At 61.5% G+C, this 22,110-nt stretch carries 18 protein-coding genes; 6 read left to right on the forward strand and 12 right to left on the reverse strand.

What is annotated here, in order from left to right:
• Window positions 1-164: 164 nt before the first annotated feature.
• Genes ACIPL2_RS15670 through ACIPL2_RS15685 form a run of 4 tightly spaced genes read right to left on the reverse strand, consistent with a single transcriptional unit; the run spans window position 165 to window position 5,793 of the window.
• Window positions 165-1,613, reverse strand: a complete 1,449-nt coding sequence (locus tag ACIPL2_RS15670) for a curlin (protein ID WP_401357719.1) — start codon at window positions 1,611-1,613, stop codon at window positions 165-167.
• Between the two features lie 27 nt (window positions 1,614-1,640).
• Window positions 1,641-2,102: a curlin gene (locus tag ACIPL2_RS15675; RefSeq protein ID WP_401357720.1), complete on the reverse strand. Its 462-nt coding sequence runs from the start codon at window positions 2,100-2,102 to the stop codon at window positions 1,641-1,643.
• Window positions 2,103-2,161: 59 nt separating this feature from the next.
• Entirely contained in the window at window positions 2,162-4,411 is a 2,250-nt protein-coding gene (locus ACIPL2_RS15680) for an Ig-like domain-containing protein (RefSeq protein ID WP_401357722.1), read from the reverse strand.
• 35 nt (window positions 4,412-4,446) lie between these two features.
• Entirely contained in the window at window positions 4,447-5,793 is a 1,347-nt protein-coding gene (locus ACIPL2_RS15685; protein WP_401357723.1) for a hypothetical protein, read from the reverse strand.
• Window positions 5,794-6,075: 282 nt separating this feature from the next.
• Between ACIPL2_RS15685 and ACIPL2_RS15690 the strand changes: the two genes are divergently transcribed.
• The 5 genes from ACIPL2_RS15690 to ACIPL2_RS15710 all read left to right on the forward strand — a co-directional run bounded on the left by ACIPL2_RS15690 (window position 6,076) and on the right by ACIPL2_RS15710 (window position 12,115).
• Window positions 6,076-7,524, forward strand: coding sequence for a sensor histidine kinase (locus ACIPL2_RS15690; RefSeq protein WP_401357724.1), 1,449 nt, complete (start codon window positions 6,076-6,078; stop codon window positions 7,522-7,524).
• A 224-nt stretch (window positions 7,525-7,748) separates the two neighbouring features.
• On the forward strand, window positions 7,749-8,096 hold the full coding sequence (locus tag ACIPL2_RS15695; RefSeq protein ID WP_401357725.1) for a hypothetical protein: 348 nt from the start codon (window positions 7,749-7,751) through the stop codon (window positions 8,094-8,096).
• Window positions 8,093-9,121: an SCO family protein gene (locus ACIPL2_RS15700; protein WP_401357726.1), complete on the forward strand. Its 1,029-nt coding sequence runs from the start codon at window positions 8,093-8,095 to the stop codon at window positions 9,119-9,121. Before ACIPL2_RS15695 ends, ACIPL2_RS15700 begins: the two co-directional genes overlap by 4 nt.
• A 101-nt stretch (window positions 9,122-9,222) precedes the next feature.
• Complete coding sequence (locus tag ACIPL2_RS15705; RefSeq protein WP_401357727.1) at window positions 9,223-10,716, forward strand: sensor histidine kinase; 1,494 nt, start codon at window positions 9,223-9,225, stop codon at window positions 10,714-10,716.
• On the forward strand, window positions 10,685-12,115 hold the full coding sequence (locus tag ACIPL2_RS15710; protein ID WP_401357728.1) for a sigma-54-dependent transcriptional regulator: 1,431 nt from the start codon (window positions 10,685-10,687) through the stop codon (window positions 12,113-12,115). The genes ACIPL2_RS15705 and ACIPL2_RS15710 overlap by 32 nt, the downstream gene beginning before the upstream one ends.
• A gap of 6 nt (window positions 12,116-12,121) precedes the next feature.
• Here ACIPL2_RS15710 and ACIPL2_RS15715 read toward each other — a convergent pair whose 3' ends face one another.
• Window positions 12,122-12,505 (reverse strand): hypothetical protein, encoded by a 384-nt coding sequence (locus ACIPL2_RS15715; RefSeq protein ID WP_401357729.1) that lies wholly within the window; start codon window positions 12,503-12,505, stop codon window positions 12,122-12,124.
• A gap of 177 nt (window positions 12,506-12,682) precedes the next feature.
• Here ACIPL2_RS15715 and ACIPL2_RS15720 point away from each other — a divergent pair, with 177 nt between their 5' ends.
• Window positions 12,683-13,489 carry a class I SAM-dependent methyltransferase gene (locus tag ACIPL2_RS15720; RefSeq protein ID WP_401357731.1) on the forward strand — a complete coding sequence of 269 codons (807 nt, stop codon included), beginning with the start codon at window positions 12,683-12,685 and terminating at the stop codon, window positions 13,487-13,489.
• 806 nt (window positions 13,490-14,295) lie between these two features.
• On the opposite strand, the gene ACIPL2_RS15725 is transcribed toward ACIPL2_RS15720, so the two are convergent.
• The 7 genes from ACIPL2_RS15725 to ACIPL2_RS15755 form a co-directional block, all read right to left on the reverse strand.
• The gene (locus tag ACIPL2_RS15725) at window positions 14,296-14,988 is read right to left on the reverse strand and encodes an N-acetyltransferase (protein WP_401357733.1); all 693 of its coding nucleotides are present in this window, start codon (window positions 14,986-14,988) and stop codon (window positions 14,296-14,298) included.
• A gap of 115 nt (window positions 14,989-15,103) precedes the next feature.
• Window positions 15,104-15,895: a ChbG/HpnK family deacetylase gene (locus tag ACIPL2_RS15730; RefSeq protein WP_401357735.1), complete on the reverse strand. Its 792-nt coding sequence runs from the start codon at window positions 15,893-15,895 to the stop codon at window positions 15,104-15,106.
• A complete protein-coding gene (locus ACIPL2_RS15735; protein WP_401357737.1) occupies window positions 15,873-17,108 on the reverse strand; it encodes a GNAT family N-acetyltransferase in 1,236 nt (411 codons plus the stop codon). Before ACIPL2_RS15735 ends, ACIPL2_RS15730 begins: the two co-directional genes overlap by 23 nt.
• Before the next feature lie 4 nt (window positions 17,109-17,112).
• Entirely contained in the window at window positions 17,113-17,802 is a 690-nt protein-coding gene (locus tag ACIPL2_RS15740; RefSeq protein WP_401357738.1) for an N-acetyltransferase, read from the reverse strand.
• Between the two features lie 86 nt (window positions 17,803-17,888).
• Window positions 17,889-19,808 (reverse strand): hypothetical protein, encoded by a 1,920-nt coding sequence (locus tag ACIPL2_RS15745; RefSeq protein WP_401357739.1) that lies wholly within the window; start codon window positions 19,806-19,808, stop codon window positions 17,889-17,891.
• Window positions 19,805-21,109, reverse strand: a complete 1,305-nt coding sequence (locus ACIPL2_RS15750) for a lipopolysaccharide biosynthesis protein (RefSeq protein ID WP_401357740.1) — start codon at window positions 21,107-21,109, stop codon at window positions 19,805-19,807. The genes ACIPL2_RS15745 and ACIPL2_RS15750 overlap by 4 nt, the downstream gene beginning before the upstream one ends.
• Window positions 21,106-22,107, reverse strand: a complete 1,002-nt coding sequence (locus tag ACIPL2_RS15755; RefSeq protein ID WP_401357741.1) for a polysaccharide deacetylase family protein — start codon at window positions 22,105-22,107, stop codon at window positions 21,106-21,108. Before ACIPL2_RS15755 ends, ACIPL2_RS15750 begins: the two co-directional genes overlap by 4 nt.
• Window positions 22,108-22,110 lie beyond the last annotated feature (3 nt).

A 22,110-nucleotide genomic window follows, 5' to 3' on the forward strand; every position in this document is an offset into this window, starting at 1 on the left:
TACGGAGATCGATTCATCAGACCAAACTGGTGAAATGAAGGCCTGCCTAACGGCAGGCCGTTATCGGCCCGCACACAAAAAATCTGACACTCTCCGACCTCCCGCCCATAAAAAAAACCGCGACCCTCCCTCAAGAGTCGCGGTTTTTTCATCCCCCGCCCCGATTATTGCTGCAACACGGTCGCCCGGTTATCCGCCCCCATCTGCTGCACTGTCGCCATCTGCGTCATGCCACTCTGATCAACGCTGGCAATGTTCCCGGTACCCCCTTGGGTCACATACGCCACGTTCATCGTGTCAGCCTGTTTCACCGTGATCTGGTTGTCGCTGCCCCACAGCTGGTTGGTGTAAGCCTGGTTGCCGGTGCCTTCCTGGTTGAACTCGGTGCTGTTACCCGAACCGTTGGAAGACCCCTGGGCCAGGTTGGTGGTGCCGCGCTGGTCGGCGATGAGGATGTTGTCGCTCCCGTTCTGGTCGAAGTACAGCTCGTTGTAGTTGTCGGCCTGGCTGACAGTGGTTTTGTTGCCGGTGCCGGTCTGGTTCGTGGTCATGATGTGGCCGACGCCATCCTGCTTGAAGCTGGCCACGTTGGCGTTGCCGTTCTGGGTGATGGTGGCGCGCTGGTTGCTGCCGAACTGGCCGCCCAGTTGCGGGCCTTTCCAGTTGCTGGCGTAGACCTTGTTGTCATTGCCCACCGAGGTGGCGTTGAGCACATGGCTGTCGCCGCTCTGGTAGGTGAAGTGCACGTTGCCGGCGCCTTGCTGATACAGCGCCAGGACCGAACCGACGGAGTCGAACTGGTCGGCGTAGATGGCGTTGGCGTCACCGACTTGCAGGACTCGCGCGTCGTTGTTTTCACCGAAGCTCTGGTCGACCACGGTTTCGTTGGTCGTGCCGTACTGGTCGACGGTGGCCTGGCTGCCGGTTTGCGCGCCCTGCCAGATTTCCGTGCCGTTGAAGTCGCCGAACTGGTTGATGGTGATGACGCCACCGATACCATCACGCTGGTCGCCGTAGGCGTAGTTGCCCTCGCCGGCCTGGTTGATGCCGATCTGGCCGCCCAAGTGGTTGATCTGTTCAGCCGTGCCGTAGTTGGCCGTGCCGTACTGGATGATCACCGCGTTGTTGGCAACGCCCAGCTGGATCTGCTCGATATTGGCCTCGTTGCTGTCACCGAACTGGAAGGTTTGACCGGTGGAGCTTTCCTGGCTGTCTTGATAGATGAACGAGAAGTTGCCGGTGCCTTGCTGTTGTTGCAGCGCCTGGTTGCCGCCCATGCCGATTGACTGGCTGGCATGGCTGGTGTTGGTACTACCGACCTGTTGCTGGGTGATGGTGCTGCCGTCTTCGAACAACTGCTCGGCGTAACCGGCGTTGTAGTCGCCCAGTTGGTTCTGGTCGATGGTGCTGGTCGCCGTGTCTTGCACCGCGGCCGCATCGTTGCCTTGGCCCAGTTGCTGTTGGGTGGCGGTACTGAAGGGGGCCGCGGACTGTTTCACATCGGCGACGTTGGCGGTCCCGACCTGGTCCTGGGTGGAAACGCTGTCGTCGGCCATCGCCTGGGCACTGACAATGACCAGTATGGCGGCGGTGAGGGGCGTCAGTTTGAACATGATGAAACCTCCAAGTGGTGCAGTGCTTTAGCGATACTGTTTGACCGAAACGCTCATGCCATTTCCCGACTGGGTCACGGCGCTTGAAAGCCCCGTACCGGCCTGGTCGATGCTGGCGTCGTTGTTATTGCCGTTCTGGGAAATCTGCGCACGGTTGTGGCTGCCGCTTTGGGTAATCGCGGCGTTGTTGCCCGAACCTTGCTGGGTGATCATTGCCATCAGGTCGCTGCCTTGTTGCAGGATGTAGGCTTCCTGATTGCTGCCCGACTGCACGATGTTGCCGAGCAGCGACTGGCCGTTCTGTTGCACCAGCGCGGCGTTGGTCTGGCCGTTCTGGTCGATCAGCGCGTGTTGGCCAATGGGCGGTGGCAACTCGCCGAGGTCGGTGCCGGGGCCAAGGTCGTCGTTCTCCATCAAATCGTCGGCGCGCACGCCTGCGCTGCTGCAGAGCAGAAGCAGGCAGAGCAGGGCGGCGGTCGGCGTTTTCATGGCGTTGTCCTTTGCCAGGAACCGACCCCATCGACCTGTGCGGTCGATGGGGCGAGGGCTCAGTTGGAGATCACGGACACCGAGCGCACGGTGCCTTGGGACGAGGTGATGGTGGCTGTCGGGTTCGCCGACGGAATCACCGTGGTGGTGTTGTTCACCGTCAGTCTCCAGCGACCGGTCACCGGCACCGTGGTGGTGCCCAGGGTTTGCAGTCCGGTCGGAGTGGACACCTGGACGGTGATGACGTTGCCGGTGATTACCGACGAGGTGCCTGCAAAGTCCCAGGTGAAGCGGTTGTTGGAACGGGCCGAGACGGTTGCCGTGGTCACCGTGAAGGTTTCCGCCGCAGGCCGTGGCGAGACTTGCACCGTGACCGTGGCCGGCGACGTCGACACAGCACCGAAGCTGTCCCGGGCGAAGTAGGTGAAGGTCGTGGTGAAGGCCGTGGTGACCGTGGCCGGTGGGGTGTAGGTGATCACCGTGCCGTTGCTGCTGACGGTGCCGCGGCCTGCCGGTGGTTGAGTGACGCTGGCGACGGCGAGCGGCACGTTGCCTTCCGGATCGGTGTCGTTGGCCAGCACGCTGATGGGAACCGCCACGCCCAGGGTTGCGATGCTGTCGGCGACGGCCACCGGCGGCTGGTTAGGCGCAACGGTGATGGTCACGGTCGCCGGAGCGGTCGAGGCCAGGCCTTTGACGTCTTGAGCCTTGTAGGTGAAGGTCGTTGTCAGCGGTGCATTGACCACGGCGGGCGGGGTATAGACCACCGAAGTCGTGCCGCTCAACGCCACGGTGCCCTGGCCTGCGGCCGGTTGGGTCAGCGCGGTGATGCTCAACGGCGTGTTGCCATCCGGGTCGCTGTCGTTGGCCAGCAGGTTGAGGGTGATGGGCACCCCGAAACTGGTGCTGCCGGTGTCGGCGACGCTGAGTGGTGCCTGGTTCTCACCGGTGTCCGGTGCGGCGCCGACCACGACAACCGCTTCGGTGTCACTGCCGCCCGCGGCCGACTTGACCGTGACGGATGCCGGTGGCTGGGTCAGATCGGCGATGGTGATTTTTTGCAGGGTGCCGGATTTCGACAGGCGTCCGTAACCTTGCGCGACCATGTCCGGCACCGCCACTTCGTCCGTCGAGGTGGCCTCGATGAGCAGGCTGTGATTGCTCCAGTTATAGCGAGCGGTCTGGATTTTCACCACGTCGGTCAGCTTGCTCGACACCGCTGTCGGACGGGTCGTGCCGCCCGGGTTGGTGGCGGTGACCACCACGACTGGCGGCACGGCGCCGGTGACCAGATGATTGCCGAAGAACTGGCCGTTGTTGTCGCCGAGCATGTTGATCAGGCAAGGCGTCTGCGGTGGTCCGGGCACCAGGGCCACGGTTTCGCGGAAGCACAGGCTCGAACCGTTGGTCGATTTGCCAAAGACTTCAACCCGGGTACTGCTGGTGCCCGGGCCGGTAGACGTGCGGCGGTAAGTGGCGCGACCGATCTCTACCGGAGTTTGCGCACGGCTGTCGAGGACTTTGCCGGACACGGTAAAGAGCGTGGTCTGGATGGTCCCGGCCGGCCCCTGCACACGCAGGAAGTTGTTGTTGAACGGGCTGCCGGTGACCGCTTCGGTGAGATTCGGATCGCCGACGTACGACTCGATGGCACCGGTGTCCGGGTTCACTTCGTTGTACGGCCCGTTGACACTGCGCAGGAACGGCCCGACCTGTCCATTGAGCGCGCCGCTGAAGTTGCCCGGTGCGCCGATGCCGATGTCGCGGGTGATGTTGATCGCCCGCCGGCCCGGAGTGGTGACGTTGACTGTTTCCACCCCGTACGGGTGGGTGATGGTGTAGGTCCCGGCGACCGGCACGTTCACCCGCAGACGAATCCGCGCGAAGCTGGCCTGATCGCCGTCGACTGGGTTTTCCGCCGCGAAAGCCGCTTCGATCCCGGCCACGTAGGCATCCACGCCATAGCCGCCGACGTCATTGATGCTGGTCTCGGCGAGGAACCAGAAGGCTTCCGGTGGCCAGTTATCCGGGAACACCATCGGCTGGGTGTCGTCGAAAACCCCGGGTTCCGGATTCAGGATGCACATGTAGGCTGGCGCGCCGGGTGCGCCAGGCGACCGCGAGCTGGTCGCCCGCGACTGGCACAGTTCCAGCGACAGCAGATTGTTGTCCTGGTACCACATCGGGAATTTCCCGGTGGCAAAGGTGTAGGGGCCGGGGTCGACGGCAGCGAGTTGCGCGAATGCACTGCCGGACAGCGATAAAGTCAGTCCCAGGGCGTTGAGCGCCAGGCGTGGCCAATTGTTCATGATGCCTCCTGATGAGGATCTGGGCATGTGAGCGTTCATGGCAGGATGACCACTTCTTCGGTATCAGTGCCGCCATTGGATGACGTCACTCGAACCTTGGCCGGTGGAATCGGCGAGATGCCGGTCGCCAGGGATTTCACGGCGCCGTCACCGCTCAGGGCACCGATGGCCGCCCCCGTGCCGGAGGTGGCGACGAGTACCGGCGGCGAGGTTTCATCGCTGGTCGAAGCCACGACCGTGAGTTGCCCGCTGCTCAAGCTGTACTGGGCGGACTGGATCACCACCAGGTCCGTCAGTGGCATCGACAGCGTGGTCGGCGTGCTGCTGGGAATGGCCAGGTGGTTGTCGGCGGTCACCACCAGGTTACTGGGCAACGTGGGGTTGGTTGAGGACTGGGCATACCAGTGGCCGGAAGTATCAGCCTCGGTCAGGTTCAGCACCGGCGTGTTGCTGTCCAGGGTCACGACGGCCGGAGGTGGCGGGGCCATGACGAACACATCGCGCTGCGCCACCGGTGCGCTTTCACCGGCCTTACGCGAGTAAGTGCTGCGTTCGGCGATCATCGGGGTCGGTCGGACCACGGTCGACAACTTGCCGGAAATGGCCATGACCGTCGTGCGCAAGTCCAGGCCGTTAGGCCCTTCGATGCGGATGTAGTTGGTGTTGAAAGGGCTGCCGGTGAAGGCTTCTTCCAGGTTCGGATCGCCGACGAATTTCTCCGCCGAGCCAGTGACCGGATTCGTCTCGGTGTAGGGGCCGTTGACGCTGCGCAGGAACGGGCCGATGTCACTCTTGAGGGCGCCGTCGTAGGTTTTTGGCGTGCCGATACCGATGTCGCGCGTCATGTTGATGGCGCGGCGTCCACCGGCGGGAACGTCAAAGATGTCGACGCCGTAAGGGTGGGTAATGGTGTAGACACCGGCGGTGGGCACGTCCACCCGAATGCGGATACGGCCAAAACTGACCTGATCGCCTTCTACCGGTTCTTCGGCGGCGAAAGCCGCTTCCACGGCGCTGACGTAGGTCAGGTCGATCCCCCGCGCGGCATCGACGATTGAGCCGTCGCCGGTGAACCAGAACGCCTCATCGGGAAAGTTGGTCGGGAAAACGATGGGCTGCGCGTCGTCGAAAACCCCGGGGGTCGCTCCCAGCAGGCACATGTAGGCCGGCGCACCGGGTGCGCCGGCAACCCTGGAGCTGACCGCTTTGGACAGGCACAAGTCGAGGGTTCGACCATGGGAGTCCTGATACCAGGCGGCGAAGCCGCCGTTGCCTGGCAGGTAGGGGCCGGGGTCGACAGCAAACAGCGCGGCCTGAGCAATGCCTTGGGCCAGAGCGCTAACGACCAGAGCGGCCGCTGTTTTGGACAGTAAAGGGTGCATGAGTTAATCCCTCTATCAGAGTACCTGTCCCGTGGGGATGGGTCAGTTGAGAGGGTTTTGGCAACTTCCATACCAACCGGCGAAAACAGCCGGCATAAGCCCGGTACACAGGCCTTTCACGATCACGCGGCATCACAACGCCAGCCGTGGTGATAGGGCCACTGTCCCCAGCATTGGGGGTAGATGGGGGGAGCGGGGAAGGGGGAGGGACAACACCCAATGACGGGCAAACGGCCATTAGTGGGCTATAACCCTATAGGGGAAATGTCGGGAAGTACGTTCATGGACATGCCGGTAAAAATGCACCCGTCCGAAGAGGGCGACGTCCGCTTGAGCTCGCGCAAACAGCCGTTCAATCTGCTGCGCTGGTTCTCGCTCATCAGCCTGGCGGTGATTGGCACGGTGGCGGTGGCGTTGGGGGCGGTGTCCACGCGGTTCGTGATTACCGAAAGCGTTCAGCGTGATGCGTTGCTGACCTCGCAGTTCATTCAGGCCATCGCCTCGGCCGAGGTGCGCCACGTATCGATCCCCAATGTGCGGACCATGGGCGAGTTGCTTGATCCACGCCAGGACAAGGACTTCCCCGACGTCGATCCGATGGCCCGAGCCAGCGCCCGCGGTGAATTCCTCGACCATATCGAACACCTGCCGGATGTGATCCTGGCGAACATCTATGCCCCCGACCGCATGGTGATCTGGTCGACCAACCCGGCGTTGATGGGCACTACGATCCACGCCGACGAAGACCTGGACCAAGCCTTCAGCAACAAGATTCCGGTGTCGGCCAGCTATCACGATGTCGACAAGAGCCGCATGGAACAGAAGTTCGTGACGCCGCCGGAATACATCTTTATCGAAAACTACATTCCGCTGTTCGATGCCGACGGCGACAAAGTCACGGCGATGGTCGAGATCTACAAGGAACCCAAGGACCTGATCGATCGCATGGAGCGCGGCCTGGTGTTGATCTGGCTGGCCACTGCCCTGGGCGGCGGGCTGATTTACCTGGGCTTGTACTGGATTGTGCGGCGGGCGGCGATTTTGCTGGCGGTGCAACAAAAGCAATTGATCACCAACGAAACCTTTGTCGCCCTGGGCGAGATGTCGTCAGCGGTGGCCCATAGCTTGCGTAATCCATTGGCGACCATCCGCTCCAGCGCCGAACTGGCCCTGGAGTTCGACAGCGGTCCGGCGCACAAGAACATCAACGACATCATCGGCCAGGTTGATCGCATGTCGAAGTGGGTGCGGGAGCTGCTGCAGTCCTTGCGTCCGCTCAATGACGAGGCCGAGTCGGTGAATCTGGTGGCGGCGCTGCATGACAGTCTGATGGCCTTCGAACAGCAGATCGCCAAAGCCTCGGTCCAGGTTGTGTTCGCGCCCAAGGAAACGCCGATGGTCTTGAGCCAGCAAGTGCAGTTGACGCAGATCCTCAACAGCTTGCTCGCCAACGCACTGGAAGCCATGGACAGCGGCGGCACGCTGACCATCACTCTGGAACCGACCGCTTCCTGGGGCGTCAGCGTGGTGATCAGCGACACCGGCAAAGGCATGACCGAAGAACAACGGGCCCTGGCGTTCCGCCCGTTTTTCACCACCAAGCAAGGCGGGCTCGGTGTCGGGCTGGTGCTGGTCAAACGCATCATGGAGCGTTTTGGCGGCTCGGTGTCCCTGGCTAGCCGTGAAGGCGAGGGCACGAGTGTGCGTCTGTCGTTCAGGTTAATTCCCTGAAAGCGGGTGTGAACTTTCCCCGTTAGCGGGTGCCATTCCCCAGTCGCTTTTCCCGGTCATGGCTCAAAGATTTTGATAAATCATTGTTTTGAAAAGTATTTATATTACGTATAAGTCTGTTACAAATTTGGCGAGGTCCTTGCAAAACCCCCATTACCCCCTTCACGATTTCGAGGCGGCTGGTGATGGACAGAAAAGCGCGGTACCCCTTCAGGTGGTTCGGTTTGTTGACGCCTCTGGGCGTCCTTCTGACAGTGCCGCTGGGAACAGCGCCTGTGCCCGTCCGCCTCATCGATGACAAACGACAGCCCGAGCCCTCCGATCCCTCGGCTGATTACGACGACCCGGCTGATAAAGCGGGGGCGTTGAACGCCATCCTGTCCATGGCCGAGGCCAACGCCGATTCGTTCGAAGCGTTCGCTCCGGAAAAACCCGACCCCGCCAACCCGGCCGCCCGCAGCGTGCTACCCAGCGTCGCACTCGAGACAGTCTTCCCCAGCCAGTACTCCGCCGCGCTGCCAATCTTCCGTAATGGCGATGGCGTGGGCCCGCACGTCACGGTGAAAAAATGAACCGCGAGCGAGCCGACATGAGGGTGCCAACGCCGCGCTCCCGCGCGTTGGGCATGCACCTGATATTGATGCTGGTCACTTGTCTGCTGGCCAGCCGGGTGCTGCTGGCCCATGAAGGCGCACTGGCGCCAACGGAGGCGGCAACACCCTGGGGCGGCGACTATTTCCCTAACACTCTGCTGACCGATCAGGACGGTCAGCAGCTGCATTTCTTCGATGATTTGATCAAGGACAAAGTGGTGGTGATCAATTTCATCTTCACTTCGTGCAGCGACTCGTGCCCGCTGGAAACCGCGCGCCTGCGTCAGGTGCAGAAGTTGCTGGGGGACCGGGTCGGCAAGGACATTTTTTTCTACTCCATCAGCATCGATCCGCTGAGCGATACACCCGAGGTGCTCAAGGCCTACGCACAACGCTTCAAGGTCGGGCCGGGCTGGAAATTCCTCACCGGGGAATTCGCTGACGTGACCGACCTGCGAAAAAAACTCGGGCTGTTCATCGAAGGCGTCGACAACGGCCGCAGCAAGGACCACAACCTGAGCCTGATCGTCGGCAACCAGACCACGGGCCGCTGGATGAAAGCGTCGCCGTTTGAAAACCCGTGGATCCTCGCCGATCAGTTGGCCAACACCTTGCAGAACTGGAAACAGCCCAGCGTCGAGGAAAGCTACGCCAATGCACCGGAGATCCGCCCGCCGAGCAATGGCGAAGAACTGTTTCGCACCCGGTGCGCGTCGTGTCACAGCCTCGGTCCGCTGGATGGGCAGGGCATTGGCATGCGCAGCATTGGCCCGGACCTGATCGGTGTCACCCGTCAGCGCAATCCGGCCTGGCTGAGTCGCTGGATACGCGAGCCGGACCGCATGCTCGCCGAAAAAGACCCGATTGCGCTGGAGCTGTACGAACGCTTTGAAAAGATCCCGATGCCCAACTTGCGCCTCGATGAAAACGCCGCGCAAGCCATCATCGGATTCTTGCAGGAAGAGACGGATCGCCAGCAGACACTGGCGGTACAAGCGCCATAGCGGCGAAATACTATCAATGGCCAGTCGGTCACGATCAATGCCACCTACACTGATCCGAAACGCGACTGAAAAGGCTCGATGCAAGCATCCAGGAAGGTCCCATGCAGAGACTGGAACAACAAAAAATGCCGGCGCCGGATCCACCGGCAGTGGAGAGCAAGGGCTGGCGCGGGCAGTTCAACTTGTTGCGCTGGTTTTCCCTGGGCAGCTTTTTGATCATCGCCGGCGTGGCACTGGGGCTGGGCTACATTTCCACGCGTTTTGTGGTCGAGGAGAGCATCGAGCGCGATTCAATGCTGACCGCGCAGTTCATCCAGGCGATCGGCGATGCCGAAATTCGCCATGCCGGGATCACCACGGCCAGGACCATGGGCGAGATGCTTGACCCACGCCAGGAGAATGCCTATGCCGACGTGAGCCCGGAGTCCCGTGCCGCCGCGCGTATCGAGTTTCTCGATCACGTGGACCATCTGCCGGACATTCTGTTGGCCACGGTCTACGCCCTCGATCGCACCGTGGTCTGGTCCACCAACCCTGAGCTGATCGGGGTGCGCATCGAAGACGATGACGAGCTGGACGAGTCCTTCGAAATGAAGGCAGCGGTGTCCACCAGCTACCACGAGATCGACGAAGAGCGCCCTGAACAGAAATTACTGCGTGAGCCTCAATACCTGTTCATCGAGAACTACATCCCGATGTTCAATGCCGACAAAAGCAAAGTGATCGCCATGGTCGAGATCTACAAGGAACCGGTGGACCTGGTGGAACGCATCCAGCGTGGCTTCAAGGCGATCTGGCTGGCGACCGTGCTCGGCGGGGCGGTCATCTACCTGGCGCTGTTCTGGATTGTGCGGCGTGCGGCCATGCTGTTGCAAAGCCAGCAGAAACAGCTGATCAACAACGAGACGTTCGCGGCGCTGGGGGAAATGTCTTCGGCGGTTGCACACAGCCTGCGCAACCCGTTGGCGAACATTCGTTCCAGCGCCGAACTGGCCCAGGAAATCGCCAGCCAGAGTGCCCAGAAGAACATCGGCGACATCATCAACCAGGTGGATCGCATGTCACGCTGGGTCCGGGAATTGCTCGTGTCGCTGCGGCCAATGAACGACGACTTTGAAACGGTGGACCTGGTGATGGCCCTCGACGACACGCTGAGTGCCTTTGACGCGCTGATCAAACGTTCCGGCGTCGAAGTGCGTTTCATGCCGCAGAGTTGTCCGCCGATCGTCAGCCAGCAGGTGCTGCTCACGCAAATTCTTAATAGCCTGTTCGCCAATGCCCTCGAAGCCATGCCCAAGGGCGGCGTGCTGAGCATCAATATTGCTTCGCCGCAGCCGGGGCACGTGCGCATGACCCTGAGCGATACCGGCAAAGGCATGACCCAACAGCAGCAACAAATGGCCTTCAAGCCGTTTTTCACCACAAAACAAGGCGGGTTGGGCGTCGGCCTGGCCCTGGTCAAAAGAATAATGGAGCGTTTCGAAGGCTCGGTCGAACTGACCAGCCAGGAGCAGGAAGGAACCCGCGTCAGTCTTAATTTCAAAGTGGCAACGGGAGGGGAATATGGAGCACAGCATACTGCTGGTCGAGGATGATGAACTCCTCGCCGAGAATATTCAGACCTACCTGGAGCGCAAGGACTTCGAGGTGACAGTCTGCCACTCGGCTGAAGATGCATTGGAGCAATTGGGCACTTTCGTCCCTGACGTGGTGCTGACCGACAACTCGCTGCCGGGCATGAGCGGTCACGACCTGATCCAGAAGCTGCGCATCAGCGCGCCGGATCTGAAGGTGATCATGATGACCGGTTACGGCAACGTCGAAGACGCCGTGGTGGCGATGAAAGAGGGCGCTTTCCATTACGTCACCAAACCGGTGGCCTTGCCGGAGCTCAAGCTGTTGCTGGACAAAGCCCTGGCCACCGACCGTATGGAACGCACGCTGTCGTTCTATCAGGAACGCGAAGCGCAGAAGTCGGGAGTGCAGGCATTGATTGGCGAATCGGCTCCCATGCAGTACCTGAAAAGTACCATCGGCCAGTTGCTCGACGCCGAGCGGCGGATGGCCAACACCGATCTGCCGCCGGTGCTGGTGGAAGGCGAGACCGGCACCGGCAAGGAACTGGTGGCCCGGGCGCTGCACTTCGACGGCCCGCGCGCCAAAGGTCCGTTCATTGAATTCAACTGCGCCTCGATCCCCTCGAACCTGGTGGAGTCGGAGCTGTTCGGGCATGAGAAGGGCGCTTTCACCGACGCCAAGGACCGCCGCGTCGGGCTGGTTGAGGCAGCCGATGGCGGCACGCTGTTTCTCGATGAAGTCGGTGAAATGGACCTGCTGCTGCAAGCCAAACTGCTGAAGCTGCTGGAAGACCGGACCATTCGCCGGGTCGGCTCGGTGAAGGAGCGCAAGGTCGATTTGCGGGTGATCAGCGCCACCAACTGCAACCTCGAACAAATGGTCCAGCAGGGCAAATTCCGCCGCGACCTGTTCTTTCGTTTGCGCATCATCTCGATCAAGGTCCCGCGCTTGTATGCCCGTGGCGCCGACATCTTGCTGCTGGCCCGGCATTTCCTGGCGATCCACGGCAAACGCTATGGCAAGCCGCACCTGCATTTCAGCGACCAGGCCGAAGAGTTGATGCTCAGCTACAGCTGGCCGGGCAACGTGCGCGAGTTGCGCAACATGCTCGAGCAAACCGTCTTGCTGGCCCAGAACGACACCATCGCCGCCCACCAGTTGAACGTCTGCATGAGCCTGGTGGACGAGCCGCTGGTGTTTCAACAGGAGCCGCAACACGCTGAACCTCGTCCGGTGTACAACGGCAGCGAGTCGATGAACCTGCCGGAAGTGGAACGGGACATGGTGCGCAAAATGCTCGACAAGACCGACTGGAACGTCACCAAGTCCGCGCGGCTGCTGGGCCTGAGCCGCGACATGTTGCGTTACCGGATCGAGAAACTGGGCCTCGCGCGCCCGGACAAACGCCAGTGGTAAGCGGTGTTACAACGAAGGCCCCGGACGGCTGAGGCATTCGAGCAGGCACGTGGGGTCGAGCACCTCTTCGTTGACGTAGACGCCACGTTGCGAATCGTAGGAGCGGATGAACACCCGGACGGTGGCGTCCGCCACCGTCGGCAATCGTGAGTCGGAGAAATCATGTTGGCTCGCAATCGGGATGAAATCCCCGGGCGCAGTCGGGATGTACGAGCCCGGCGGCACCGTGCTCATGGAGGGTGGAACGGGGTGGGCGAACGGTTGGTCGGCCCCGTAATAGTTGAACTCACTGCTGTAGTCGGTAGTGGGTGTCAGCTCATCGGCTGCCTGTAACCCGGTGGTGGCGGTCAGGCAAAGGGTGAACAACAGCGTCAGATCGGTTTTTTTCATGGCAGCACCTGCGTACTCGTATTCCCGCACTTCCCCAAGGCCATTAACTATAGCGCTTGCCGGAGTAAGCGTCGGCAGGCCCGGATTACAAGATCACAACACATCCCGTATGTGGGTTTTTCAAGGCTTGATCTAGACTCGTGCCGGTCAATCAAGACCCGAGATCTGGAGTGCGCAATGGACATGCCGACTAAAGAAAAAGCCATCGCCAGCAACCGCGATGCCTGGAACGACTCCGCCCGACACCACAAAGACAGACCTGAATGGCAAGCCCAGTTGAGCGGCGTGGTGCAGGCGAATTTTTCCTGCCTGGATGACACCCTCACGGGTTTGCTGGAGCAGGTCGGTGTCGACGGCAAGGACGTGGTGCAACTGGGCTGCAACAATGGCCGCGAAAGTCTTTCGCTGTTTGCGCTGGGGGCCCGCAGCGTAGTGGGCGTCGACCAGTCCGAGGCCTTTCTCGAACAGGCGCGGGAACTGGCATCGCGCTCACCCCATGCGCCGCAATTCATCGAGGCCGATATCCATCAGTTGCCGCGTGAACTTCAGGGGCGCTTCGACGTGGCCCTGGTCACCATCGGCGTGTTGAACTGGATGCCGGACATCGGCGAATTCTTCCGCCACGTCGCGCAAACACTGAAACCGGGCGGCAGCCTGGTGGTGTATGAAACCCACCCGTTCCTGGAAATGTTCGACCCCGAGGCCGCCGATCCCTATCGCCCGACCAGCTCGTACTTTCGCCGCGAGCCTTTTGTGCAGAACGAACCGATCGTCTACGAAGGCAAAGTCGAACAACCGTCGTCGCCGTCCTACTGGTTCGTCCACACCCTGGGCGCAATCTTCACCGGCGCCCTCGATGCGGGGCTGCACATCAGCCACTTCAAGGAATACCCGCATTCCAACCGCGAGGAACTCTATGACCGGTATCAGGAGCAGCAGGCGCAGTTGCCGTTGTGTTTTACGTGGGTGGCGGTGAAGACCTGAAACCGCGTCGCCTGCATCGCGAGCAGGCTCACTCCCACATTTGATCGTCGTCTTGCGCAGGTTGTGTGTGCACCGCAGATCCACTGTGGGAGCGAGCCTGCTCGCGATGGCATTCTTTCAGTCACATCAATGCTGGATGTGCCGCCGCCTTCGCGAGCAAGCCCGCTCCCACATTTGATCGTCGTCTTGCACAGGTTGTGTGTGCGCAGGAGATCCAGTGTGGGAGCGGGCTTGCTCGCGAAAGCTATTTTCCAGTCACATCAATGCTGGATGTGCCGCCGCCTTCGCGAGCAAGCCCGCTCCCACATTTGATCGTCGACGAGCACAGGTTTTGTGTGCACTGGAGTTCCAGTGTGGGAGCGGGCTTGCTCGCGAAAGCTATTTTCCAGTCACATCAATGCTGGATGTGCCGCCGCCTTCGCGAGCAAGCCCGCTCCCACATTTGATCGTCGTCTTGCGCAGGTTGTGTGTGCACCGCAGATCCACTGTGGGAGCGAGCCTGCTCGCGATGGCATTCTTTCAGTCACCTCAACGTCGAATGTGCCGCCGTTATCGCGAGCAGGCTCGCTCCCACAATTTGATCGTCGTCTTGCACAGGTTTTGTGTGCACTGGAGATCCAATGTGGGAGCGGGCTTGCTCGCGAAGGCATTCTTTCAGTCACCTCAACATCGAATGTGCCGCCGCCATCGCGGGCAAGCCGCTCCCACATTTGATCGTCGTCTTGCACAGGTATTGTGTGCGCTGGAGATCCACTGTGGGAGCGAGCCTGCTCGCGATGGCATTCTTTCAGTCACCCACCGATGACTCAAGCCCTCGCCGCACCCGTCACCACTGGCCGTCCCGGTTTGCGCAGTGGGTCCAGGCGTGAGCCTTCGTAGCGGGTTTCGCGGAAGAAGCGCCAGCGACCGAACAGGCCGTAGACGTGGGTGACGCGGCCCTGTTCGTGATAGCCCATGCGGATGTGCAGTTTCAGCGCTGGGATGTTATGGGTTTCACAGACGTCCACCACCTTGTTGCAACCCTGTTCCGCCATGGCGGCCCACAGGTTGATCTGGGCGTCCACCGACAGGCTGGTGCCGAAGTAGCCGCGGGTCATCTCGCCGCCGAATTCGAAGAACTCGCCGGGTTTGACCGGGAACCAACAGCCGTAATAGTGACGGTCGTGGTAGTCGCGCGTACTGCCCCAGATGAACGCGATGGCGTGGCCGTCTTCGTCCAGGTACATCTGCCCGGTGTGACCTTCTGCGGCGAGTTCGGCCATGGTCTCGACCCGGTCACCGAAGTGCTTGGTAAACGCCGTGGCATTTTCGGGCGTGATGGCGACCAGGCGCACCCCCGAATACGGACGCAACTTGTGCGGCGGTACCGGGCTGACCAGGTCGCGCTCCATCCATAAAAGCTCCCAGTGAAAGAACACATAACGCTTCCACAGCGTGTTGAACGTGCGGCTCAGGCCTTTTTGTTTGATTCGTTCGCGAAGCTTGTCGATGACGCTCATGTTGCTCTCCTAAGCCGGGGCCAGGGTGTGGTGGATGGTGCTTTTGATGGGTATAGATCAAGGTTGGAAATTCATGTCAAAGCGCCAGCTTTGAATATGTTGCAACTTATGTAACTTATTCGAGTGCCGCTGCACCGGTCTGCATAAACCCGTTGACCAAGCCGTATGAGATACGTGGCACACCTTGCAGGCGCCGCTCTAGCACACGGGTTAGCGACTCATCGGGAGGCAAGTAGGCGTCACCGAAATCAGCGCCCAGCTGAGTCGGATGGGCGACGATTTCCAGCACGCCTTCGGTCGGCACATCGCTATCGCGCAGGTCCACTGGCGTGCACACATAATCCGCGGTGACGCCGGCAAGGCTGCGCAAACGACGATTGAGCAGTTCCTTGAACACACGCTTGGGCAGGTTCAGGTTTTGCCCCAGATTGCGCGCCAACCGCACCGCCACACCTTGGCGGGCAGCGAAGCGCGCGACGATCTCGCCGATCGGCCAGATGTTGTGCACGTGCTGATGAGAATCCAGATGGCTGGGGCGCAGGCCGTTGTCCAGGCAGCGTTGCCATTGCGCTTCGAGTTCTTCCAGCACCGCGGCACGGTCCCGGCGATTGAGCCAGAGGCGGTGGCGGGACAGGTTGAGGTCGAAAACGCCGGCGCTGTCGCAGAAGGTCGGCCGACTCAGAATCGACTGACTCAACGGTCGCCCGTAAGTCAGGTTGAAGTGCAAGCCGATGCGCCCTTCGAGCAACGGATGCCGCGCCAGGACGCACGCCGCTTCGAAGGCCGGCATATTGGCCATGGCCGTCGCGGAGCTGATGATCCCGGCTTGAAAAGCCCCCAGGATCACTGCGTTTTCGCAGGCACTGAGGCCGAAGTCGTCAGCGTTAACTATGACGTGTTGAGGCATGTTCTCCCTCCATGATTTTTTCGCTGGGCGTAGCCGCCTTCTTTGAAACAGGTGCTGCAACAGGTGCCGCTACAGCAGCGGCAACCGGCGTCGGCTTAACGGCTGACGCCGCGCGCCGGGCTCGCCATTTTTGCAGCGACGGTTTGAGCCGTTGCCAAAAACGCAACGCCAATCCCAGCGCAACCCCACTGGGCTGCCAGGAATAAAAACTCCAGCGCCAGTGCTCCAGTTGCCCGGTCATGCGCTCATGCAATTGATGGCTGGAATTCTCCAGGCTGACGCGTGAGGCATCGATCCAGCGCCAGTTGTCGTCGAGGCCCCAGCGAATCCACTCTTCGAGCAGCACTCGGCCGCTGCCCAGGTCGGCGTATTGCGGCAGGAACGCCAGGTTGTAATCGTACAGTCGGCCCTGTTCCAGCAACCCGAGGCGATAGCTGATGCAGCGTCCGTCCAGTTCCAGCACCACCACGCGCACCAACCCTTGGGCGGCGAGGGCGGTGAAGGCCTGATCCATCCAGGTCCGGTGGCGCTCATCGGCAAAAATCCCGACGCCTTCATCACCTTTCCAGCTCACCGCTTCGACTTCGCTGATGGCCTGCAACAACGGCCCCATGGTCGACGCGTCGGGCGTGATTCGGCGGACGACGGCACCGCAGGCCGCGATGCGTTTGCGCGCGCGACGCAGTTTATAGCGTGGGTCGCCAGAGACTTCCTGGCGATCGGCCTCGCTGATCAGGTGCACCGGCGCTCGGCAACTGAGGCGTCGCTCGCCGGTCGAACTGTGGGCCATCCAGTGCGCCAGGGCACTTTCTTCGCCCGTCGGTTCGGACATTTCGTTGAGTTGCAGCAAGGCATGAGGCAACCGGCGACGGATCTCGATCAGTGCCTTGCGCACGTTCTCGGCGTCCAGGCGAGCGAGTAAGGCAAGGCGATCGGCAAGCGGATAACCCAGGTGATGCAACACCCGGAACGGCAGCCCGCCGAAGCGCTCCACCGAAGCCACCAGCGGCAGGCACAAGACCAACTCGTTGCCTTGCCAGCCGAGCAAAACGTGCAGGTTTTCCCCGGCCGCCAGTGCCTGTTCCGACGCGGTCATCCAGGCCAGCGTATTGAATGGCGTGTGGTCCGTCACACGCAGACGCAGCGCTTCATAAGCCGCTGCGGGGAAGTCAGCGGCGCACAAGGATGTGCGCCATTCGAATCGAGCCGCCATAGGGTCAGGTCGCCGGTGCTGTAGCAGGTTCACGGGCCGGTTTGCGCAAGGCATCCAGGCGCGATTCGCTGTAGTGGGTTTCGCGGTAGAAGCGCCAGCGGCCAAACAGCTCGTAGACGTTCATGATCCGCCCTTGCTCCTTGTAGCCCATGCGAATGTGCAACTTCAGGGCCGGGATGTTGTGGCTTTCGCAGACGTCGACCACTTTGTTGCAGCCTTTAGCCTGCATGGCTTTCCAAAGGTTCAGTTGGAAATCAACCGACAGCAGGGAGCCCCAGTAGGCGCGGATCTGCTCGCCGCCGAATTCAAAGAACTCGCCTTCCTTCACCGGGAACCAGCAGCCGAAGTAATGACGGTCGTGGTAGTCGCGCGCGCTGCCCCAGATGAACGCCACCGCATCGCCTTTATCGTCCAGGTACATGTGCCCCGTATGACCTTCGCGGGCCAGTTCGGCCATGGTTTCCACGCGATCGCCGAAATGACGGGTGAACGCCACGGCGTTGTCCGGGGTGATGGTTTCCAGGCGCAACGGCGCGTAGGGCTTGAGTTTATGCGGCGGGATAGGGCTGACCAGGTCGCGCTCCATCCAGATCAGTTCCTGGTGGGAAAAGACGAAATGCTTCCATGCTTTTTTGACAGTGGCGCGCAGGCCTTTCTGTCTGATGTGCTCGCTGAGCTTCTTCAAAATACTCATGTTGTTGACTCCTGACGGCATGGACCGTAAGTGGAGTGGTGCAACGCGCGGCAAGTGGCCCGCGTGGCAAAGCATTTGATAGGTGGTCATGAGGCGCTCCAACTCAGGGCGAACAAGGTTTCCCCAGGCAGTTCGAAGCTGACGCGCCCGTTTTGGCAGTTGAAAGGTGCATCGCGGCTGCGGTTGTCCGCGCCGAAGTAACGCAATGAGCCATTGGCCAATGGACAAGGCACCCCGGTCATATCCACCCGTTGCAAGCGCGTGCCTTTGTTGACCCCCAGCAGGCCACGTTTGGAGTCGTCGGTCATGGCCAGGACGTCGACCTCGAAGGCGTCGTTCTCCAGCCACAGCACTTTGCTCAGCCAATGCTCCGAAATGAAGTGTTGTGCCAGGCCCACGGGCTTGAGTTCGAAGTGATCGTCGCCGAGAACGCGCAACATGCCTTTGGGGTATTCGGGTTCGTCGGCGGCCTGGAACCAGCCCAGCATCTCCAGCAAACCGTCTTGCGCCGAGTTGATGACCACCGAGGCCCACCACATTGAGGCGAAGTGGGTTTCCTGATCGTAAGGGCTGAGGCTTGAACCGCTGGACATGTTGGTCTGGTCCAGCAACAAGGCCTTGCGCGGCCGCCCTTGGTCGTCGAGGCCCACCAGGTCGGCGGCGCGGCGCACGCTGTCGCGATACACGCGGGTCGCCAGCAGGTCGCGAACCATCCATTCGTGCCAGGCCAGGGCATCGATCTGGTCAGGGGATTGCGCCAGCAAACGCCTGGCCCAGTCGATGCCGCGCTTGTCGGCGCCGTTATCGACGAACGGGCCGTTGATCAATCTGGAACTGGCGGGCATGGCGATGCGCACGCCGGCCTTGGCGTTCTCAGGATTGCTGCGGACCTGCCGGGCCATGCTGTCGAAGATGCTTTTATAGTCGGCGTAATCGGCGTAGTTGAGGTTCGGTTCGTCGGCAAAACCGATGTAATGGGTGCCTTTGCCGCCCAGGGCTCGGGTCGTGGCGAGCCAGGCGTCGAGGCCGGCGTTGCTGACGGTGTCGGCGCGCAGGTCGGCCTTGCGCTGGCTGCCGGCCAACAGGGTGATGTCTTGAGTGATGCCGAAGCGGTCCTGATACAGCTGACGGAACGCGTCTTCGTAGTGCGGATTCTTCGCGGTGATGTCGACGAAACTGTAGTAAGTCCCTGCCTGGGGCTTGAGCGCGTCGAGCACGGCGAAACTCGACTCCGGCGGTTTCACGTAGGGCAGGGCGATGGCCAGGTTCGGCGTCGGGCCGAGTACTTTTTGATGCAGGGTCAAGCGAGTCTGGCCGTCGTCCTCGCGCAGGGGCTTGAGCTGTTGCGGGTTCTGCGCGAACAGGTTTGGCGTGCCGTCGAGCCAGAACGCCGCTTTGCCACTGCCTTGCAGGCGCAGGCGCCAGACCTGGTCGACACTGGCGACCGGCAACTCGACCTGATCGAACTGCCAATACCCGCGGTAGGGTTTGAGGGCCAGTGACCGTTTTTGCCCGTCACTCACCCGTTGCGCTTGCAGGGCACCAACGCCACCGTGGAATTTACCGGCCAGCACCGCGTGTTCACCCGCCGCGACCTTGAAATACAGCTCGTCACCGTCGCGGGTTTCGGCGCTGAAATGCACCTTGGCCGGGGCGAACAGCGCCGCCGTGTGCTCATCGTGTTCAACCGTGTAGCGGCGGAAGCTATAGCCGGGAATCTCCAGGCGATAACTGGCGGCGCTCGGTGCCAACGGCCAGCTCTGGCTGCCCCGGGAATTGCTCGCGGCAATCAGGCGTTCGCCCTGCAGTTTGCCTTGGCCGTCGAGCAGGTACAGGCGCTCTTCGTTGGAATCCGCGTGCCACGCGGGCACCCAGCGGACGGTCAGCGTGTCGGGGCGATCCGGTTGCAAGTACAGGCTGCCGTCGCGAATATCGGCCCAACGCATGGGCGCCGCCAAGGCGCTCAGCGAGAAGCCAAGGCTCAACAGCAGCAGGAGGCGTTTCATGCCGACTTCCGTTGCAGCATCTGAAGCATCGGTGCCACATCGCTGGGCAGGATGATCAGGGTTTGCCAGACCGGTACGTGACTCAACCGGCAGTACATCACCAGCAGCGCAATGGTCACCGCGAGGTAAGCGATGGACGAGGCCGCCGCCGCGCCGACGATGCCGTAAGTCGGGATCAATACCAGGTTCAGCGCCAGGTTCAGCAACGCACTGATGCCCATCAACAGCGAAATGGTGCCGGGGCGATTCTTGCCCAGCAGGTCGAGGCGCAGGATGCTCGCGTAACACAAACCGAGCAGTCCCGGCAGCAGCGCCAGCAAGGCCGGATAGGCCGGCTGATAAGCGACGCCGAACAGTGTGACGATCAGCCATTCACCAATCAGTGCCATGGTCAGGCACGCACCGAGCATCACTGTGGCCGTCAGGCGCAGGGCCAGTGGCGTCACTTTGTCGATGCCTTCTTCCTGTTGCAGCAGGCGCTTCATCAGGGGCGTGGTCACCGCTTCCGGGACGATCAGCAGCAACTCGGCGGCGGCGCTGGCCATGGCGTAATGACCCAGGGCGGTACTGCCGAGCAGGGCGCCGATGAACAGGTAATCGGAACGCAGAATCACTTGCTGGAACAGCAAATCCGGATGGCTGCGAGCGCTGTAGCGCAGCAGTTCGTTCTGGCTGGCGCGATCCCATTGCAGCGTCAGCGGCTGCTCGCGTTTGAGCCAGACCCAACCGGCCAGCACCACCAGGCTGATGCCGGCCAGCCAGCTGATCAACGCGGCTTCCAGGGCGGCGGTTTTCCACATCCAGAACAAGGCAAGGAACAGCAGCAGCGGCGCCAGGGATTCCACCAGTCGCAAGGCATTGAACGCCACCACGCCGCCCGAGGCGTTGTGCAACGTCAACAGCCCGCTTTTCAGCACGGTCAGCGGCACCGCCAGCAGCAACAGCCAGGCGAGCAAACCGAGCTGGGTGGTGATGTCCAGTTCACTGCCGAATTCGCGGGTCAACGCCACCACTAGCAAGGTCAACAAACCGGCGAGCAAACAGCCGAACACCAGCACCTGACTCAGCAACAATCCCATAGGCCGTTGCTTGGCGGCCTGAAAACCCACCGCCGAATTCAGCCCGCCGCTGGTGGCGGCGCTGATCAGGTCGGGCAGGGTGCTGAGCAGCGCAAACAAACCGCGCTCGCTGGGCCCGAGGATTCGCGCCAGCAACACGTTGCGCAGCAAACGCAGGGCGATCATCGCCAATTTGGTCCCCATGCTCAGGGCCAAATGCTTGAGGTAGTGGCTGCGGCTCATGGGCGGGCCCCACGGTAGATGCGCCAGGACAGCAACTCTGGATTGCGTGCGGTGCGCTGGCTGACGCCAAACCGTGGCAGGGCCAATGGGTTGTCGGTGCCACGATAGATACCCGTGCCGGTGCCCAGGGCGAACGGGAATTTATGCGCGGCTACCTGCTGGCGAACGCGCGCGTCGTTGTCGCCATTGGGGTAGCAGTAAACCGGCAGCGGCCGATTGCAGCCGTTCAACAGCGCGTCGCGACTGCGGCTCAATTCTTCATCGAGGCGCTGATCGTCGAGGCCGGTGAGGATCGCGTGACTGGCGCCGTGCGGTCCGAAGCGCACCAGGCCGGACGCTTCCAGCGCACGCACCTGATGCCAATCCAGCGCTTGTGGCAACGAGTCCTGCGGGCAGGCGTCGGTCAGTCGATTCAGATCGTCCGGGGACAGGGTCTTCAGGGTTTGCAGGAAATGCAAAAGCGCCAGGCTGCGACGTGGCTCATCCGGATCATCGAGCAGCGGCGGCAGCGGCCGACCGACTTGTTGCAGGCAGTCAATCAACTGCTTCCGGGCGTGTTCACCATGGCTGTTCCACAGGGTTTCGCCGATGCTTTCCCACCAGAAACGCTGGCGGCTGCCGATGAAATCGGTGGACAGAAAAATGCTCGCCGGCACCTGATGTTTTTGCAGCAGCGGGAAGGCGTTCAAGGCGTTGTCGCGCCAGCCATCGTCGAACGTCAGCGCGACTTTCGGCCGTTCCGAGCGTTTCGCGCCGGGTTGCAGGATCTCCATCAGCGGCACGCAGTCGAAATGCCGTTTGAGCCACACCAGCAAATGCTCGAAGGCTTTCGGCCCGACACACAGTTCATTGCGATGCGGCAGTTCAGCGGCGCGATCGCTGGCCAGCACCCGGTGCAGCATCAGGATCACGCCGGCGCCGTGCAGCTGATTGCGCCCCACCGGCGAGTTGAGGTAAAGCCAGCCACTGGTGCGTTTTAATAATTGTTTGATCGCCATGGC

Origin of the sequence: Pseudomonas sp. NPDC086251 (genome assembly GCF_044746405.1) — a bacterium.
Lineage (GTDB): Bacteria > Pseudomonadota > Gammaproteobacteria > Pseudomonadales > Pseudomonadaceae > Aquipseudomonas.